At 53.8% G+C, this 16,197-nt stretch carries 20 protein-coding genes; 6 read left to right on the forward strand and 14 right to left on the reverse strand.

Annotated features, from left to right (window positions below; translation table 11 throughout):
* The first annotated feature begins 281 nt into the window (after positions 1–281).
* Together OQF70_RS02815 and OQF70_RS02820 are read left to right on the forward strand one after the other, a co-directional pair.
* Complete coding sequence (locus OQF70_RS02815) at positions 282–974, forward strand: MarR family transcriptional regulator (protein ID WP_280535716.1); 693 nt, start codon at positions 282–284, stop codon at positions 972–974.
* Positions 967–1,473, forward strand: a complete 507-nt coding sequence (locus OQF70_RS02820; protein ID WP_280535718.1) for a DNA-binding protein — start codon at positions 967–969, stop codon at positions 1,471–1,473. The genes OQF70_RS02815 and OQF70_RS02820 overlap by 8 nt, the downstream gene beginning before the upstream one ends.
* A gap of 316 nt (positions 1,474–1,789) precedes the next feature.
* On the opposite strand, the gene OQF70_RS02825 is transcribed toward OQF70_RS02820, so the two are convergent.
* Complete coding sequence (locus tag OQF70_RS02825) at positions 1,790–2,299, reverse strand: hypothetical protein (RefSeq protein ID WP_280535719.1); 510 nt, start codon at positions 2,297–2,299, stop codon at positions 1,790–1,792.
* Between the two features lie 420 nt (positions 2,300–2,719).
* Here OQF70_RS02825 and OQF70_RS02830 point away from each other — a divergent pair, with 420 nt between their 5' ends.
* Positions 2,720–4,069, forward strand: a complete 1,350-nt coding sequence (locus OQF70_RS02830; protein WP_280535720.1) for a PD-(D/E)XK nuclease family protein — start codon at positions 2,720–2,722, stop codon at positions 4,067–4,069.
* A 102-nt stretch (positions 4,070–4,171) separates the two neighbouring features.
* The gene (locus OQF70_RS02835; RefSeq protein ID WP_280535721.1) at positions 4,172–4,831 is read left to right on the forward strand and encodes a hypothetical protein; all 660 of its coding nucleotides are present in this window, start codon (positions 4,172–4,174) and stop codon (positions 4,829–4,831) included.
* Between the two features lie 40 nt (positions 4,832–4,871).
* Here OQF70_RS02835 and OQF70_RS02840 read toward each other — a convergent pair whose 3' ends face one another.
* The 8 genes from OQF70_RS02840 to OQF70_RS02875 all read right to left on the reverse strand — a co-directional run bounded on the left by OQF70_RS02840 (position 4,872) and on the right by OQF70_RS02875 (position 8,709).
* Positions 4,872–5,210, reverse strand: a complete 339-nt coding sequence (locus tag OQF70_RS02840) for a hypothetical protein (protein ID WP_280535722.1) — start codon at positions 5,208–5,210, stop codon at positions 4,872–4,874.
* A gap of 2 nt (positions 5,211–5,212) precedes the next feature.
* Positions 5,213–5,674, reverse strand: coding sequence for a hypothetical protein (locus OQF70_RS02845; protein ID WP_280535723.1), 462 nt, complete (start codon positions 5,672–5,674; stop codon positions 5,213–5,215).
* A 438-nt stretch (positions 5,675–6,112) separates the two neighbouring features.
* Positions 6,113–6,337: a hypothetical protein gene (locus tag OQF70_RS02850; protein WP_280535724.1), complete on the reverse strand. Its 225-nt coding sequence runs from the start codon at positions 6,335–6,337 to the stop codon at positions 6,113–6,115.
* A 284-nt stretch (positions 6,338–6,621) separates the two neighbouring features.
* Positions 6,622–6,789, reverse strand: a complete 168-nt coding sequence (locus OQF70_RS02855; RefSeq protein WP_280535725.1) for a hypothetical protein — start codon at positions 6,787–6,789, stop codon at positions 6,622–6,624.
* The gene (locus tag OQF70_RS02860; protein WP_280535726.1) at positions 6,782–7,168 is read right to left on the reverse strand and encodes a DUF6166 domain-containing protein; all 387 of its coding nucleotides are present in this window, start codon (positions 7,166–7,168) and stop codon (positions 6,782–6,784) included. Before OQF70_RS02860 ends, OQF70_RS02855 begins: the two co-directional genes overlap by 8 nt.
* Positions 7,165–7,551: a hypothetical protein gene (locus OQF70_RS02865; protein WP_280535727.1), complete on the reverse strand. Its 387-nt coding sequence runs from the start codon at positions 7,549–7,551 to the stop codon at positions 7,165–7,167. The genes OQF70_RS02860 and OQF70_RS02865 overlap by 4 nt, the downstream gene beginning before the upstream one ends.
* A 166-nt stretch (positions 7,552–7,717) precedes the next feature.
* Positions 7,718–8,212 carry a hypothetical protein gene (locus OQF70_RS02870; RefSeq protein ID WP_280535728.1) on the reverse strand — a complete coding sequence of 165 codons (495 nt, stop codon included), beginning with the start codon at positions 8,210–8,212 and terminating at the stop codon, positions 7,718–7,720.
* Complete coding sequence (locus OQF70_RS02875; protein WP_280535729.1) at positions 8,209–8,709, reverse strand: hypothetical protein; 501 nt, start codon at positions 8,707–8,709, stop codon at positions 8,209–8,211. Before OQF70_RS02875 ends, OQF70_RS02870 begins: the two co-directional genes overlap by 4 nt.
* Before the next feature lie 589 nt (positions 8,710–9,298).
* Between OQF70_RS02875 and OQF70_RS02880 the strand changes: the two genes are divergently transcribed.
* Positions 9,299–10,249 carry a PD-(D/E)XK nuclease family protein gene (locus OQF70_RS02880; protein ID WP_280535730.1) on the forward strand — a complete coding sequence of 317 codons (951 nt, stop codon included), beginning with the start codon at positions 9,299–9,301 and terminating at the stop codon, positions 10,247–10,249.
* A 197-nt stretch (positions 10,250–10,446) separates the two neighbouring features.
* Here OQF70_RS02880 and OQF70_RS02885 read toward each other — a convergent pair whose 3' ends face one another.
* From OQF70_RS02885 to OQF70_RS02900, 4 genes are all read right to left on the reverse strand, one after another.
* A complete protein-coding gene (locus OQF70_RS02885) occupies positions 10,447–10,851 on the reverse strand; it encodes an SHOCT domain-containing protein (RefSeq protein WP_280535731.1) in 405 nt (134 codons plus the stop codon).
* A gap of 227 nt (positions 10,852–11,078) precedes the next feature.
* Complete coding sequence (locus OQF70_RS02890) at positions 11,079–13,064, reverse strand: hypothetical protein (protein ID WP_280535732.1); 1,986 nt, start codon at positions 13,062–13,064, stop codon at positions 11,079–11,081.
* Positions 13,065–13,352: 288 nt separating this feature from the next.
* On the reverse strand, positions 13,353–13,484 hold the full coding sequence (locus OQF70_RS02895) for a hypothetical protein (RefSeq protein WP_280535733.1): 132 nt from the start codon (positions 13,482–13,484) through the stop codon (positions 13,353–13,355).
* Between the two features lie 209 nt (positions 13,485–13,693).
* A complete protein-coding gene (locus tag OQF70_RS02900) occupies positions 13,694–13,942 on the reverse strand; it encodes a MarR family transcriptional regulator (protein ID WP_280535734.1) in 249 nt (82 codons plus the stop codon).
* Positions 13,943–14,089: 147 nt separating this feature from the next.
* Between OQF70_RS02900 and OQF70_RS02905 the strand changes: the two genes are divergently transcribed.
* On the forward strand, positions 14,090–15,205 hold the full coding sequence (locus tag OQF70_RS02905) for a hypothetical protein (protein ID WP_280535735.1): 1,116 nt from the start codon (positions 14,090–14,092) through the stop codon (positions 15,203–15,205).
* A 92-nt stretch (positions 15,206–15,297) separates the two neighbouring features.
* Here the strand turns inward: OQF70_RS02905 and OQF70_RS02910 are convergent, their stop codons facing one another.
* On the reverse strand, positions 15,298–16,026 hold the full coding sequence (locus tag OQF70_RS02910) for a hypothetical protein (RefSeq protein ID WP_280535737.1): 729 nt from the start codon (positions 16,024–16,026) through the stop codon (positions 15,298–15,300).
* Positions 16,027–16,197 lie beyond the last annotated feature (171 nt).

Below are 16,197 nucleotides of genomic sequence, written 5' to 3' on the forward strand. Positions count from 1 at the left end.
TTCGGGATGCCTCCCGAGCGAGAGAGACGACTCTTGAGCAGCGTATCATCATCTTTCACTTTCCGGTGGGTACTATCGAGTATACCTCGATGAGCCACCGCTACTCGGAACGGCTTCGCGGACCCGGTTTGCTGTTCTGCCGCTCGTTCTTGCTACTATCGCGGGAGATACGAGGTAAGAAGTGTATTCAAGGCTCGAGCTGTCGGGGTCCATCAACCTATATCAATACAAACCCAATTTCATAATAAAGTTGAAGTGGTAACACAAAGGATAACTTTACGATGAAAACAGATCCGAACGGTGTTTTATCTGGTAGGATTCGGATATCGATCGATTTACCCCTCCAAGACGACCGTTTACTCAGTGGCGATGCGACGAGCGACGTTCTTCTTTTTTTAACGCGGAATCACGATGGGCTGTTCTCGATAACGGACATCGCTGACGCAACCGGATACACGCGGCCGACGATCACCAAGACGGTCGACGTGCTCTCGGCCAACGATCTCGTCGTCGAAGAACGCGATGGATCACGTCGGCTCGTCCAGATCGATCGTGATCGGCTCACCGTCCCGGATGACCCGTATCTCGGGATCCCCCAGTCAGAGTTCCATACGCCGGTGCAGAAGGCGACGGAACTGTTACTCGACGAACTTACCGATGTCCTCGCTATCGTTCTCTACGGAAGCGTCGCTCGCGGGGAGGCAGACCGCCGTAGCGACGTCGATCTCTGGGTGTTGGTACGTGACGACCGAATGAGCAATCAGCGACAGGCAAACCACGTCCGACAATCCCTCGAGGAGGAGACGTTCGATGGGAATCGCTACGCCTTCGAGATCGATGTCGAAGGCCTGCAAGCGATTCCGAACTACGCGGACGACCTCCGAGAGATTCTCAGCGATGGCATCGCTGTCTACCGAACGGACGAGTTCGATACCGTCCGCAGTATGATCCTCCACGGTGGTTCGGATGAGTGACCCGAACGCGGTCAGCGAGGCAGTTGATGCGGCCGTCGACGCGTTCAACGAGGCAGGCCACGGGATCCCCGCTCGGGAACCGGCGATCGACACGGACGCCGACTGGAAGACCCAACTCACCAAGGGATGTCGTCTCCTTGCCGTTGTTGAGGAAATTTCGGATGGTGGGTACCATACCGCAGTTATCGAGCTCTGTTTCGGAATCATCGAGCGGTCGTTGGAGGCGTTCGCCATCGTAGAGGGGGGCGACCAATTGTATGATTTCCAGACCGATTCACACGACCGCTGTTACGATCGGGCGGCACGGTTCGGCCTCTTCACGAGGGATCTGACGCGGGAACTCAAAGATATGTACGGTGAGAACCGGACGGATAGCTACTATGGCGGCCGTCATCCAACGGAGCGACAAGCCGAGACGATGCACCGGTTGGCCGATGAAATTCACCGCCACGTCACCAATCAGATTCGCGAAGGCGGCGTCTGTACCTGCGATCGGTAACTGGCTTCTCGACTGTTTCCTCACCGCAGACCGTACTTAGATGGTCGAGACTAGAGTATTCAGGTAGCCTTCCCCATTAACGAGGGAAGTTGCAGGAATCGTATCAAGCCTAGGCCGGGATTTGAACCCGGGGTCTCGTCCTTACCAAGGACTTTTTCGAGATCGGCTATTTTCGGCCGATTCACGGCCACTATTGCCTATTCTCGACTGAGATCGAACCTTCTCATCCCGAAATAACTACACGATCCTATAAATAAACGATGGTACACTCTCGGGAGTCACAGGAGTACGCTCCAGATAACACCCCACCGAACCACTACAGGCCCACAATCGATTCGCTATCCGGCATCGGATTCAGCGAGGAAACGGACACCAGATAATTATAGTGACCAAACTGCGACTGCTCTCGCTCTCCATCGAGGACCATCTCTTTCGTAGCCGTTCCCAAGAACGTGACCGTCCTACCCTCCAGATTCCCAAGAACATAGTAATCCGCATTAACCCGATACTCTTTCACCGGTAACGCGTACGGCTCTTTCTGGCTGGTCTTCACGTCAATCGTCCGCTCAACCCCTTCGATAGACGCCTCAAAATCAACGCCTCCGTCTGACCACGCTACGACTTCAGTGTCGATCTGTAGATCCGCATAGATAGCGAACGCAATCTCACCCATCGCCCCAACTGTATGTCGGTCATTTGGATCAACTCCCCAGGTATCCGATTTATTATCCCAGCCGTTGTTTTCCTCGAACGACTGATTCCGTTCCTTCGCTATCTTATCTGCAAGCCGAGCGTATCGGGGCGGTACTTCCACAGAGACAGTCATTCGTGTATCTCACCCTCCGTTAGACAACAGATGAGTTCTCTGGAGAACGTGTGCCAAGATACACTAAACGACATATCTCGACTGTCAAGAGGCGACAACAAAATCGTGAGGGTCAGCCGAATCGGCGCATGCTGTCGGAACGAGTGCTGATCATCGTAGCTCGAAATCACCAACCGAGCCGTAACAAGATCTACTAATGCGTGAGTTGGCGATCTCCTGTCATCCTCGTTTACGACTGCCGGTTAGCTGTGCTCAGGGTGAGATGTAAGCCGCGACCGGGCCGACGTTCCGACAGCAGGTTCGCCGCTGATCTTGGTTTTACTCTGCTCAGAAGCCTCAGAGCAAGAACCCTTGGCTAATTCGGCACGAATCAACGTTTTAACGACAAAGCTGATTTGTAGGGCTTGTATATCGTCTAGTGTGACAGACAGTCTCGCGGATCAATTAGCCGGACTCAAAAGCGATCTTGATCGGCTTCCGGAGGCTACGGAACCGCCGTCAACGATACTCCAAATCATTCGGAACAACCAGCAGGAAGAAGAGTGGCAACAGCTTCTCTTTCACTACCTGTCTCAGGACGAACCACACGGGCTGGATCACGCGTTCTTGGAGCACACCCTGTCGGCACTCTCGGATCGAGACGACTTGGATTTCACCTTCTCCGGGCTGGATCTCGCTGATGTTCAGGTCAAGCAAGAGGTTACGATTCCGAACGGCCGACGGCCAGACGCTGTCGTGTGGGCTTCTGAAGAATGGTTCATTTGCTGGGAGCTGAAAATTAATGCCCCTGAGGATGTAGATCAGACGCGAGATTACGCAGATGCTGAGTCCTTCGAGAGCATCAATCTGGCAAAAAAAGACGTACCCGACAGCGGTCATTACTATGTGTACCTTGCGCCGAAGGACGCTTCACCTCCGGAAGCCGAGGAGTTTGTCCATGTCTCGTGGGGATGGATAGCCGAGCAGATTCAAACGTTTCTGAATGAGGGTCACGGCGGATACCCCTCTCGAACGACGGCACAACTTGAGCAGTTCATCGGAACAATCCAAAATGAAGTAACAATGACTGACTATCAGGAAAATCAGCAAGAGAAAGCAGAACTGTACTTCGAGTACTACGATGCAATAACTGAAGCACAGGAAGCATATGAAGACCGGTGGGATTGGTTCGCCAACAACTGGGGAAGTCAACTGGCTAAGACTATGGATAGTGCTGAGCTAATCGAGATCCCCTCTCTACGAGATACCGATATAGCGGTTGAACTCACTCAGCCAGCTACTGCGGACGAGACATGGATCTTTACACATAGTGATTCAGACTGGGCGTCCTTCTACAAAGAAGGGTGGTTCCGCCACAAGGATGACCTATCAAATATCTATACCCCAGATCAAAATAGGGATGATATTTGGATATTGTTCTGTCATCGCTTGAAAAAGAACAGAGAAAAGGCCATCAAAGACAATTTGCTACAGATTAGACTAATCAATGGCATAGGAAATAGTGACGAGTTTAATGACAGGTTCAGACAAAAGTTCATCACCAAAGTCGAAAATAGCAACGACGAGATGCCATCATCAGTGACTGTTCCTGGTACTCGTAGCAGTCCACTTACAGCGACATACAACATCCCGGTACGAGAGTATGATGATTTCTTCGAAGCATATGTCGCGGCGTTAGACGATGGATTTCACGATCTGGTCATCGAGAACCGTCAGATAATCACTCTCATCGATGAAGCGTACGAAGAGTCTCTTGAGGTGTTTGACTGACCCCGACAGTAGGGTTGCGTTCGTCATAATCTTGTCCCGCCCAGAAGCCTTCGCGCACGGCCAGAGATACGTTCAACAATCTGGCCTCGGTAGACGCTCATAATGGATGTCAGCACACTGGAGACGCTGAAAGATGAGTACCCTACATCGAGTTGGGCACTCTGGAGTTCGGACTTCCCGGCCGATGGCTGTATCGAAGAGAATCCAGCCCAGCTCTACGAGTTCATCAAGCGCAACCAGAACCAATTGCGACCGTCGGTTGTGTTGCTCTCGTTGAACCCCTCAACGCAGTTACCGTCCGACTATCAGAACTTCCACTCGACAGAACCGAAACATCGTAACGACCAATTCCGCGATCTCGTCGAGGACGCTGATCTCGAAGGAGCCTACATGACGGATCTGGTTGAGCGTGTCGTGGATGCGGATTCAGGTAACGTTGACCCGACTCCGGACGATGTCGAGAACCTCCTCCGACAACTGGACCTCCTCGACCAAGAGACGTATCAAGTCCTGTGTTTCCACGAGAAGGTGTTTCAGACGCTAAGGGAGCACTGTGGCTCGAGATCACGGGAACTCGACCACGACATCCGAGCGTTTCGTGGCATCCAAGACGGCGTCCAGCTGGAGTGCTATCGCGTCTGGTTCCATGCCAACTGGGGCGTGAACCGGGACAAGATCCCCGCCTTACGAGAGCAACTGAGGTTCTTGAGTTCGGAAGTCATCGGCAGAGAACTCGCCGATCTCTCTCGATGGCTTGACTGATCGTCAGAAGACAACAGGGAGTGACCACGAGCACCTGACGCTACGGTCGCGTCCACTCCGGAAGTTCACTAATCGGGACCCATTCCCCATCCTCGTTCTGGTACTCCCACCAGTCCCAGCCGCTGTACCCATAGGGATCATCACGCGCGTCCGTACCTCTGTGTAACCGGTCAGCCTCCCGGGCGGCACCGGAGGGCGTTCGCGTCGAGTCCTCAAAATCCTCTGGTCCAGCGTCACCGGGGACGTTGATTCGCTCACCTTGCACATGAGCGGTCACCTCGTCACCGCTGTATTCGCCCTGTTTGTAGACGTGGCGGAGCGTTGTGCCGTTCTCAAGCTGTCCAAGCTTCGGGTTCAGGTACCAGGGCATCTCTCCCATCGTTATCCCTCCGTAAGTTCGTTGATCGGTTCCCAGTCGCCATCCTCAGTTTCGTACTCCCACCATGTCCAGCCGTTGTATCCCTCACCACGCGCGTCATCCTCGCGAAGCTGTTTGTCGGCCACCCTCGCGGCTCCGGTGGGACTTCGCGTTTCCTGGGTGTCGCCCTCGACAGAGAGGCGTCCGCCCTGAACCGTCGCCTCGACCATCTCACCGCTGTAATCACCTCGCTGGTAGCGGTGACGGACCACGGTGCCATCGGGCAAATGACTCAGTGCCGAGTCTTCTGCTTCCGCCGCCTGACTATTGTGCGTCGTCACACGGTTGTCACGGTCTTCGAGGGCCGCGTTTTCATTTACGTGCGCGAGTACGCGAGCGAGCACGTCGTTCCACGATTCGTCCCGATTGCCGAAGCGGCCGAGTTCCTGGTACAGGTCGTCGGCCACCTTGATACTTCGCGCCATGTACGTCGTACTATGCTCCCTTAGCCATATAAAACTTTTCCTGTACTTGGTTACTAAGGACATTATAATCTGACTCGGCTCGTTAACCAGGCGGGTCAAGGATCACCGGAACTAAAGTACTAATACCCACGTAGGGATTCTCTACACAGTTATTTCGAGGAGTGCGGCGTTACCGCCATTATTATTCTAATAGTGAAAGCCCGATTCGCTCGAATTAATTGTTTTTACGGTCTGATAACGGCGTTCAGAGGTAAATCCGGACGCCCTCTTCTGCTATCGAGACGTGTGCTGGGGCAGATTGGCATCCGGGCTTCCGTGAGCTCTCGGCCGTCGCGACAGCAGGGGGTCGGTTTTCGTCCTGATGTGGCACTTGCTATCTATGCTTCCGCAAAGTTTCCAACTTTTTGCTGGAGGGCGGCACACCCCCTGGTATACGGCTTAGATCCGCTTGTGAAGCACCTGAACGATTTTTCCCTCTAGCGGTAGAAGGATGCCAAGGCTGTCTCTGTCTACGTCCGTCTCCTCATAGCAGGCTTGTACAGCCTTCGACACGCGCTCATGTATTACCACCAATTGGTCGGTGTCTATCTCGCGGAGGTCGCGGGGCGTCTCATCTCCGTAGACGTTGGTCACGACTTCATACTCTCGATCCGTGAGTTCCATATCTTACGGTGTGGCCGGACGGCTCCTGTCTCTGACGGTCACTCTGACAAGTTTGTGCGCGAAGAACACACCGAGCAGGATGGCTTCGTCGGCTTTCTTAGTGGCGGGATCAACTGACTCGGGACAGCAGTCGAGACACCACGTCCGCCGAGGTGTCCACCCACTCTCGTCATACCAAGTGACATACATCCCGGCCTTGTCCGCATGCTGGATGCGACGGTTACACCGGTCGCAGATATGCCCTGTCTGAACACCGTTGAGTGCCGCCGCTGGGTCAGGGCGACTCATTTGTCGTCCTCCAACGCATTGAGGCTGTTCTGTAGGTTCTCCTCGGTTAGTTCGATCCACGTCTCGACACGATCCTCCTGGCCAGTAATCCGACCCAGCAATCGGAGGACCGGATACCAGAGCCTCATATTCCACCGGAGGAATCGAACGAGTCGCTCAAGCATCGTCGATCACCTCCCGTCGCCACGTATCGAGATCCTGCTTCGTCAGCGTCCACCCGCTGTCAGGGAGTTCGGATACGATCTCTTGCTTGAACTGCTGGTAGTGCTCGCAGGCGAACTCGTTATCATACGCGTGTGCGAGAGTGGCGATAGCCAACTGTGCTGGCCCGCTTCCACCGTATCCCCACTCGAAGCCACTCGGTGAGGCTGACAGGAGATCGTAGCGGTAATCGATAGGATCGCCGTCAACAGTCACCTCTATCCGGTGACCAACCGGAGCATTGAGGTCACGGTGTCCACGATAGACCGTTTCCGCCGTCTCATCGGATTTCGAAAGGGTATCTTCTCCACTCGAACCGTTGGGGTCAACCCCCTGACTCATCGTCCCGCCACCTCCTGAAGCCGGTCGATAGCGTCCTCTAAGTTCGAGGCTTCCGCATGGAGGTCGTCAGCTTGTTTCTCAAGCTGTTCGGCACTGTCTGCCAGTTCGCTGGCGGTGTGTTCGAGCTTCTCCTCAAGCGACTCGACATCTATTTGTCCGTATTCTAATCTAACTCTTCTTATATGTTTACACTCTGTTACTTCCTCTCGATGTTGGAAGTCCGGGCAGGTACAGGCTGGCTCTCGGAGATCAACGGTGTACTCCGAGCCACTTTGAGTGCTTATCGAGAACAACGACTGAGCCTCCTCAAGCACAGTCATATACTCGGTGGCGGCCCTGATCGTCCTGGGCTCGACATCCGGTTGAATCGACTCCGAAGACATCAGGCGTCACCTCCTCGACGCTGGACTTCCCGAACGTAGACGTGACTCCGAGCCTTCTCCGCGTGCTCCGTACATGCCGGGTCCTCCGCATAGCCACGAACTGGCGCGTTGACGACCACCGTATGTGTGGCCTCTCTGCGACAACCAAGTTCTCGGCACGTCGCCATCACGCCTCACCTCCGTTGTCACGGACAGGGACCCAGACCGGCTCGTCGTTCGAATACTTGAGCCGTCGCTCCAAGTGACACGGTTCGTCTACGAGGTCGACCGCTTGTTTGGCGGCTTCGAGAGTCAACGATCCAGACCGGAACGTGTGCCCACGCTCCAACACAGAGGGGTCCGTCGTAATCCGCACATCAACGACTGGACCGAACGACCGCTGGTTCACGCATCCAGCGCGACTTGACCAGGGGCCTTTGAGTGTGACCTCTCTCCCATCTCGCATCGTGATATTGTAACACCGACCTGAGTACCCGCCGTCGTTGCCGTCACCTGACCACGCGTAGTAGGATGCGAAACCGTCCTTGATGCCGCAGTAGATTCTGTCCTCGTGCTCGAACAGGAGTTCATCGCGGGATGGGATCTCATCAACGACCACCTGTAACCGTGGGTCGTTTCCGACATCTTCCATCCAATCTACCGAGGCCGCAAGCAGTTTCACGAGTCGTCACCTCCGTTGGACGCGTAGCCGAACTCGTAGCCGTTGTGACGAATGACCACTTGGCCCTGCTCAGGCTCAGGGTCAATCTCAACGACTTCGGTTTCGTTCGGGAACGCTTGCTCGGCCTGGATGACGGCTTCAACAATAGTATCGAACAGCTCTGTATCCTGTTCTTCGAGTCGGTCAATATCGTCCCGATCTAACCGTAGTTCTGGATACTCATCTCCAGTCAGCTCTGTCACGTAGGCGAGATCGAACCGTCGCCACCGCGTCTCATCACACTCGCGACCGTACTCGTAATAGACCTCATCGCGTTGGCTGTCGGTGTAGGAGTTGGCGACTTCGGCCCACACGCATCGCTCGTGGAACATCGCCGCCATATCCTCAAGAATCGGATAGTCGCGTTCGACAGGTTCCCACTCGTGTTTATGAGTCGGACCCCCGAAGTGCTGGTCGATGTCGGCAGTCGAGACTCCAGGAGGGAGATTCCCGCTCATTGGAGCTCACCCTGCTTACACGGAATTGTTTCCCAGCGGTGAGGCGGTTCGACTGATTCACGCTGGCACCGCTCGCAGGCCCAGAACGTGTACCACGCTGACGCGCCGTCACGTCGCTCCTCGGGAGTCAGTGGACCTTCCCAGCCTTCGCATTTCGCCAAGTCGTGGCCGTTGACCGAAGCCGCGTGTTGTTCGAGAATCCTGTCCTTTTTGCCCTGTGCTATCGTCGTTCTCGGTGTCTTTAACCGAGTGTCGCCACTATCTGACATTGCTTCCTTCTCCAGGGGAGCCCGCAGAGGTCCGGTGCCCCAAGCACCGGTTCCTGCTCCGGAATCGATTCTCGGTAGCGATGCCTCTGATAGGGTAATTCCCCGTGTATGATAGTAGGACTTGTAGGGTATTAGAAATATCTGAACCTGAGAATATTGGTTGTAGCATACCTTAGAAATGGTCTTCAGAAAATAGTTTCAACTACGCGAGACGAAAACTGCTGTCGAGACGGAATCTAAGGTGCCGGTATTCGTACAGTCATAATCGACAGACGTTATTGGTACCAAACTACGATAAGGCAAGAGTATGATATCAATCTATGAGCATTACTGATGATCGGGCCATAACACACGTACTCGAACGGGATGTGGACTTATTCGTCATCCAGCTTCTCCAGACTTCTCCAGGGTTTAGGAACTGGTTTTTCGAACACTTAGAACCGGAGGATAAACCGGATCAATTCCTCGGTATCGAGCACTCTGTCACGGACACTAAAGGGGAGTCTGATATTGTGTTCGGCGTCGAAACTCAGGACGGTCAGCGATATCTTCTCCTCATCGAAAACAAAATCGATGCCGCCAAACAAGAACGCCAGGCTGAACGCTACTACGAACGGGGCCAAAGCTACGTAGCGAATCGATCATGGGACGAGTTCCGTGTCGGATTGATCGCACCCGCACGGTACATCGGCCGAGCTGAACGCAAAGAGTTCCAAACAGTGATTCAATACGAGGAAATACTGGATAGACTGGAGGAGCTCAATCACGACGGTATACCGTTCATACGCGACGTGTTTGAGTCCGCGATTGAACGCCGACCGGGAACCGATCACTCTGGCCTGACTGCTGAAATCAGTGACCGTCTTACTGTGAGTGACCGATTACCTCCGCTTGAACCACCAACGGTGAATCCGACTCATGTCGAGCTTCACTCACGACATCCGGATCACCCGCAGAACGTGTTTTATCGCGTGTATTTCCCCGGCTCCAAGGACGGAAACAAGGCGATTGTCCGACTACAGATCTCCAGTGACGCCACAGAGGCCGAAGAAGAGCGTATCAGATCAGTACTGTCGTCATCTATCGACGAACTGGACGGTTTCGAATACGAGCCAGGCCGGATTATGGATGCCGTCTGGACAGAGATCTGGCGCGAAGAGGAATCATCTGAGGGAAGAAAAGCCTACATCGACCAAGTTGCTGAAGCGGTACATGAGCTACTTAATTTCTACCATCCTCGTCTCGTCACCGCAGAACATAAGACCGAATAAACATCGTATATTCGAGAGCGACCCGTGCTGTCGAGACGGCATCCAAAGTAAAGGTATCTTTACAGTCGTCAATCAGCAAACGTTTTGATAGCAGTGTAGCGAGATATTTTCTCTTCGATTTTCTGGAATCAAATACTATATTAGAAGTGGATTAGCCTCGATAGATACTTTGATTCAGCTCATATAGTGGATGTATGTTATAATTCGTTTAATATATCCTGCTTCTTTTTTTTGAACTCATCATCAGTTATGATTCCGTCATCATGTAACTCTTTCAGTTCCTGAATTAATTCTATAGATGATCTAGACGACTTATCAGTACTATTTTTTGTAGCCTCTGTGCTTTCTGAGTCACCTTCCTTAACCGTGAGATTACTCCATCCATCCCGGTGCTTGGTTTCGCCAATATACTGATCTGGCCCTGAAACACATTCCCAGTTACCGGTGGGTAAACTGTTTGAGGTAACTAATTTTCCGTCGCACTCTACACATTCAAATCTATCATAATAAAAACCAATCTCACCATCACAGAACGGACAGCCACCCAATATTCGATCTCCTCTATTTTTTGCTCTTTCTTTCTTTGACGGTATTATCCCCATGATTGCCCCTTGGTAACACGGGTGTAAATTAATACTGGTGGATTGTATTTTGGCACATCGAGAAGTTCTGATGTTAGCTACCAGCTTCACGTCAGAGGAGGGATGGGCTCCGCTACCCGAGTAGATGTTCCGACAGCAGGTGGCGGTCGTCCTCCCTTGGAAAGCATCCCCAGACACAGATAGTTACCGAGCGCAGAATCACCAACTCACCCGTAACAAGAACTCTATTACGGGTCGGTTGGTGATCCACGTCTATTCAGCTCTGGGTGCTTGATGAGTCCGTGTTCCGGAACCGGTGACGTGAGGCGATACTCGTCGGCTCCATAGGCTCCGGTTCCTTCGCTTCGTTCGGCTACGCCATACTCGACGAGCTTCTCGAACGTCTTCCTGACTCCCTCTTTGGTCGCTCCGTTGTCGAATTGGAGTTCGACCGCTTCTTTCGTCTCTTTGAGTGTCGTCTTAGGGTTGGCGCGGAGGTAGTCGATAGCCGCTCGCTGTTTGTCTCCAAACACCCATGGATCAGGGACAGTTTTGTCTACGAGTACGTCATCAACGGTGTCGGTGCGGACGAATACAAGCGAGCGGACATCCTCCTGTCCTGGCTTTCGTGCCCATCGTCCAACGCACTGATTCGTGTGGTTTGCGCGAAGACCATCGAGGATCTCCTGGGCTTTGTCTGCGTCCGGCCCCTCGAATCCCCGACCGGGAACACGTTGTCCACCTCTGCCGTCGCAATTCGCGCATCCGGCTCCTTTACAGACGATACATTCTTGCATCTCAGGCGTTGCATCAAGTCCTCGCGCCGCAAGCAGATCCAGAACATAGTTGTCGCCAGGGTCGATGCAGTTCGTGACGAAGCCAACCAGTTCTGTGCTGAATTCGTTACGACTCTTTTCCTCACCTTGATGCATCGTCCACTCTTCGGGTTCCTCGATTCCGACATCACCCATCATTTTCTGGACTTTCTCTTCGACTCGACTCGGGGCGATTACTGATCGGAAATCCTCGCCGAAGATTGTCCGGAGCCACTCGATCACGACGCGCACCTGCTCGCGGCTGAAGTAGTTCTCGACGGCGAACTCTGATCCAGCTGGACGTGCGGCCTCACCGATCTGGATAACCTCCAAGCCGCGTTCGAACCGTCGCCATCGCTCGCGCTCACCGTTGAACATCAGTTCGACCTGGTCCAGTTCATCCCCGACGTTCTGGTGGAACTCGGGCATTGACGGCCAAGCGTCCAGACAGATCACGCTTCGGGCGTTCCCGATTTCAGGGACGTTCCACACCTTCTGAATGCGGTTGTCCTGGTCGATTACGACGGTGACGCGGGTTCGACTGTAGCGGGAGTCATCTACATCGATCTCCCCGAACCGCGTCAGGTCATGGGTGACTGTGGCACTGTGTCGTCCATTAGCGTCAGCGGAGCTCGACAGTGCATAGTATAGTGCCTTGGTCATGGCAGGGGCAAGTGTGTGGCCCTCCGCCTGCTGGATGAACCACTCCGGGTCAACGTCGTGATATGTTTTGACTTCGTCCTCTAACTGGTCGAGACCGTTTCTGGCCTGCACGACGAATTGCTCCCAGGTCTTCGTGTACGCATCGATATGCTTCAGCCAGGCCGCGACCATCTCCTGGATTCGCTGTTGTGTGAACTCGCCTTGCTTACCGACTTCGCTACTGAAATCGGGCTGTTCGTCTATAATCACGTTCGCGTCGTCGATCAGACTCGGGACGTAGGCGAACGCATGAGTCGCGTGGATGACATCAACAGCGGGGTTCCCGTCATCGTCTCGTGGGATGCCGTCGTACTGAGTTTTCGCGTCACACGAAGCGCACGGTAGCTCGCCTCCGTTGTACTCTTCGAGTCGAGCGTGGACAGTACTGAGCGTCGATCCGGCTCCCTGTCCGCATTGATGATCGATCCATTCGCTCGCTGGTGTCCCATCGGGTGTATCTACAACGTCGTCGTGCTTGCCAGCCGCAGTTTCGCAGACTTCGTCCCGTCCATAGAGAACACGGTACGAAACCCCAGCGTCCTCACTCTTTGCTACCGCGTCATTACGGGCGGCAGTAGTACTGTGTAAGTGGATAACTGGCTCGCCACCTGTCACGTCAAGGTCAGACCAAGGAGTTGTTGCTCCATTAGTTGATTTCCCACTGGCTGTTACTGCTGGGATCAAGGCGTACTTCCCCTGAGCTATTGCTTCCCTCATTTTTTCGGTCAGGCGTGACCGTACTACATCGGTAGAGAGCCAGCCGAAGTCCTGATCGCGGCGGATGTGACGAGGGACGGTTTGGAAGCGTCCGTGAGGTCTATCAGATGATGTCATTATTGGGGTCCAGATCAAGATGATCGGAGGACAATCGAAGTAAGCGAAAGAGCCAAGCGGACCCCGTGCGTAGGTTTTAGCACGGAGTGCCCCACTCGTGAATCCCGTGGCCTCCGCATCGGCCTTTCGCCGAGCACTCTCCCTTATGCTCGGCGTCCTCCGACTGATCAATCAGTCGTTAGTCTCCACCTCCGAGATGAGCCATGAAACCGTCGCGTCGTAGTGGGGATGGGACTCCTGTTCTTTGAGCGAGGCGAGCGCGTCCCGCGTGCTCTTGTCCAGGCTGACCGTCGTGATGTTCATATTCTGTATTAATAGACGGGCTACTCCCCTTATACCAGTTTTCCACCCCCCGACCACACCGGCTCGGCACAGTAATCTGGAATCGCCGAGTGATCGGTGCGTCTGAAGCGGGTATTCTGGCAATTTATCCAAGCCTACAACCTTGCTGGCACGCGATTAGGCCACCGTCAATTGACACCCATGACGATGACACCATCCTGCTCTCAGAGCTACTCCTCTTCGTGTTTCGGTGGTAGATCTTCGGCATCAAGATCTCCGGTGAGGTAGGCTTGTCCTCGGTCCGTGATCCGGTATAGGGCGCCCTCAGTCTGTTCGAGCAAATCATTCTGTACCAAGATGCGGACGCGCTCGTTGACGTACTGTTGACTGTAGTCGATGTTTGCTGAAATGACGTGCGGCGTGGCCACGATGTCCTTCTCGTGGAGAAACTCCAGGATGCGATTATCGGCACTGGTCATCCACGGAACACGTGACCGCATCACTCTGCGGTCCCCTTTCCACTATGTATAGCATGTCTGTCTCATCTCGGTAGCATAGAGTATCTTAGTCTTTAGCCTATGGTACTCAATTCTATATGCTATGGTTCTGATGTATCGTTCGAACGTATGAGAGCGTTCAAATCAAAACCCACGCCAGCCGACGAACCAACCAGTGTATCGGAACTCAACCACCAACCAGTGGAGACCGAGCAAGATCTCGAATCCATACTTCACCAAAGCCCTGAATTGTTGCTGAACGAGCAAGTCTTCATCTTCAGCCGCCAGCCGAGTCTTGATCCCGGTCTTCCTGATCTCGTCGCACTTGATCAGTTCGGTAACGTCGTTGTGTTCGAGCTAAAGAAGGGGCTGAGCGGTTCGGGGAGTGCGAGCGAGGAGTCGATAATTTCGCAACCACAGCAGTATGCTCGTGCGCTGGCACCGTTCGACTATGACGACCTGAACGAGCTGTATCAGGAGTACCGACAGCAGGTTCAGACAGACGAATGGGAGGTAGACAGTTCAGCTGTTCCCGCAGAAGAACTGGACAATGCTTTCGAGTCGGTCTTCGGGCAACCGCTGAAGTCGGGATGGTTCAACCAACAGCAACGACTCGTTGTACTCGCCGAGGAGATCACTGACCAAACGGCGCAAAATGCTCGCTACCTCCAAGATCAGGGCTTGAATCTTCAGTGTCAGGAGGTGCGGCTATACAACAATCCCGATGAGCAGACTGATTTTCTTGTTAGTAATGTTGTCGTGGATTACGACCTACGTGAGGTTCGACCAGACAGACACGGTAAGCCGACATACGAAGACATCAGTCGCCAGATTGTAGACAGGACTCTCAGCTACGTTGGTGATCTCGTCCACGCCCAGAACCCCGATGCTGTAGTATCGGATTTTTCCCGTCGTCAACCCGTCCTGCGGTCACAGAACCCAGATCATCCCGAGGGAATCGAATACAGTCTAAGAGTGAAACCGATTGAACATGACACTGTCCGAGTCTCCTTGGACGTCAAAAACGGCGATGAGCTTGTTGAGACTGTACGGAACGCTGAGTCAAAGTTCCGACAGCAGGGATTCGAGGTGAGCCATTCACGGTCAATCAATCGAGTCGTGATGTTCACCTGGGAGATCGAGTCTGTTGAGCCATTATACGACGAGGAGATACAGGATGAAGTTGCGAGGAAGTTTGCTGACCTGATACAGATAACGCATGAGGTGTTCGGCGTGAGTCCGTGAGACCTTGCCCTCGGGTAAAAGTGGCCCTGGCCCCCGTAGTGTCCCCTATCAATCGGGGTGTGGAGCAGAAATCTGGGGGGGTCTAAGTCCCCTCAGTGACGCGGGAAGCCGATTTCACGGTCGTACTCCCAGGGTTCGTCTTCGGAGACAGGTGTCGTCCCGTGCTCTATCTGCTCGTCAGTGAGGTCGTAGCTGATCTCGTGCTCCATGATCAGTCGCTGGTACTGCTGGCCGAGTTCTGACTGATTGGTCGTCCGGCTCGACTCGATCAGGTAGTGCGCTATGTTGCGACCTGCTCTGGAACCTGTCGCAGTGTGCGTGTCGTTGACGATGTAGTCCAGCTCGCCGAGATTCTTGTCCTCTGGCGGGACAGGGAAGTCGTGCTCTGGCTGTTCACCACGGCGAAGTGCCTCCATCCGATCTTCGGCGATCTCCAACCACGAGTTCTTCATTGGTAGTAATTCACGCCCGGACTCAGCTTCGGCGAGAAGGCTGGCGGCCCGCATCGCACAGGCGATCCCCATCCCCTCGTCGGGATCCCACTTCTTCGTCGCAAGTTGTCGGAGTCGTTCGATGGCGGGCAGTAGGTCGGCTTCGGTGATCGAGAGGCGGTTATCTTCTATCATCGTAACCTGGAGCCTATCCCAAGCGTTCCAGCTGTACCCTGATCGACACAGTTCGAACACGGCCCACATCGCGCGTTCTCGATCTCCTCGCCGGACACCCTTCTGGAGCAGGCTGGCTATCGTGTAGCGCGAGAACCCGCCCTTGGTCATGTTGTTGTCGAGTGGCTTTCCAAGATCGTTCGTATCGTTGCTCATAGTTTCGGTTGTTCGTTTTGCTGGTTGGTTGGCGAGCGATGCCTCTCTTGAGCCTGGTATCATTTCCCTGAATTGTTGTTTATGTAAAACACTTGTTAGTATATGTATACTTTGATATGTCAGGCAAAAATCGAAGGACAGCGCGACCCTGCTGTCGCGACGTAGGCTGAT

The sequence above is a fragment of the Halopenitus sp. POP-27 genome (assembly GCF_029889855.1).
In the GTDB taxonomy this organism is placed as follows: Archaea; Halobacteriota; Halobacteria; order Halobacteriales; family Haloferacaceae; genus Halopenitus; species Halopenitus malekzadehii.

Excerpts from the sequence above, each read along its gene's own strand:
- OQF70_RS02895 (WP_280535733.1), bottom strand. The coding sequence starts at position 13,484 with ATGAACATCACGACGGTCAGCCTGGACAAGAGCACGCGGGACGCGCTC.
- OQF70_RS02885 (WP_280535731.1), bottom strand. The coding sequence starts at position 10,851 with ATGGGGATAATACCGTCAAAGAAAGAAAGAGCAAAAAATAGAGGAGAT.
- OQF70_RS02890 (WP_280535732.1), bottom strand. The coding sequence starts at position 13,064 with ATGAGGGAAGCAATAGCTCAGGGGAAGTACGCCTTGATCCCAGCAGTA.
- OQF70_RS02855 (WP_280535725.1), bottom strand. The coding sequence starts at position 6,789 with ATGCTTGAGCGACTCGTTCGATTCCTCCGGTGGAATATGAGGCTCTGG.
- OQF70_RS02880 (WP_280535730.1), top strand. The coding sequence starts at position 9,299 with ATGAGCATTACTGATGATCGGGCCATAACACACGTACTCGAACGGGAT.
- OQF70_RS02905 (WP_280535735.1), top strand. The coding sequence starts at position 14,090 with ATGAGAGCGTTCAAATCAAAACCCACGCCAGCCGACGAACCAACCAGT.
- OQF70_RS02815 (WP_280535716.1), top strand. The coding sequence starts at position 282 with ATGAAAACAGATCCGAACGGTGTTTTATCTGGTAGGATTCGGATATCG.
- OQF70_RS02900 (WP_280535734.1), bottom strand. The coding sequence starts at position 13,942 with ATGACCAGTGCCGATAATCGCATCCTGGAGTTTCTCCACGAGAAGGAC.
- OQF70_RS02835 (WP_280535721.1), top strand. The coding sequence starts at position 4,172 with ATGGATGTCAGCACACTGGAGACGCTGAAAGATGAGTACCCTACATCG.
- OQF70_RS02845 (WP_280535723.1), bottom strand. The coding sequence starts at position 5,674 with ATGGCGCGAAGTATCAAGGTGGCCGACGACCTGTACCAGGAACTCGGC.
- OQF70_RS02910 (WP_280535737.1), bottom strand. The coding sequence starts at position 16,026 with ATGAGCAACGATACGAACGATCTTGGAAAGCCACTCGACAACAACATG.
- OQF70_RS02860 (WP_280535726.1), bottom strand. The coding sequence starts at position 7,168 with ATGAGTCAGGGGGTTGACCCCAACGGTTCGAGTGGAGAAGATACCCTT.
- OQF70_RS02875 (WP_280535729.1), bottom strand. The coding sequence starts at position 8,709 with ATGAGCGGGAATCTCCCTCCTGGAGTCTCGACTGCCGACATCGACCAG.
- OQF70_RS02850 (WP_280535724.1), bottom strand. The coding sequence starts at position 6,337 with ATGGAACTCACGGATCGAGAGTATGAAGTCGTGACCAACGTCTACGGA.
- OQF70_RS02825 (WP_280535719.1), bottom strand. The coding sequence starts at position 2,299 with ATGACTGTCTCTGTGGAAGTACCGCCCCGATACGCTCGGCTTGCAGAT.
- OQF70_RS02865 (WP_280535727.1), bottom strand. The coding sequence starts at position 7,551 with ATGTCTTCGGAGTCGATTCAACCGGATGTCGAGCCCAGGACGATCAGG.
- OQF70_RS02820 (WP_280535718.1), top strand. The coding sequence starts at position 967 with ATGAGTGACCCGAACGCGGTCAGCGAGGCAGTTGATGCGGCCGTCGAC.
- OQF70_RS02840 (WP_280535722.1), bottom strand. The coding sequence starts at position 5,210 with ATGGGAGAGATGCCCTGGTACCTGAACCCGAAGCTTGGACAGCTTGAG.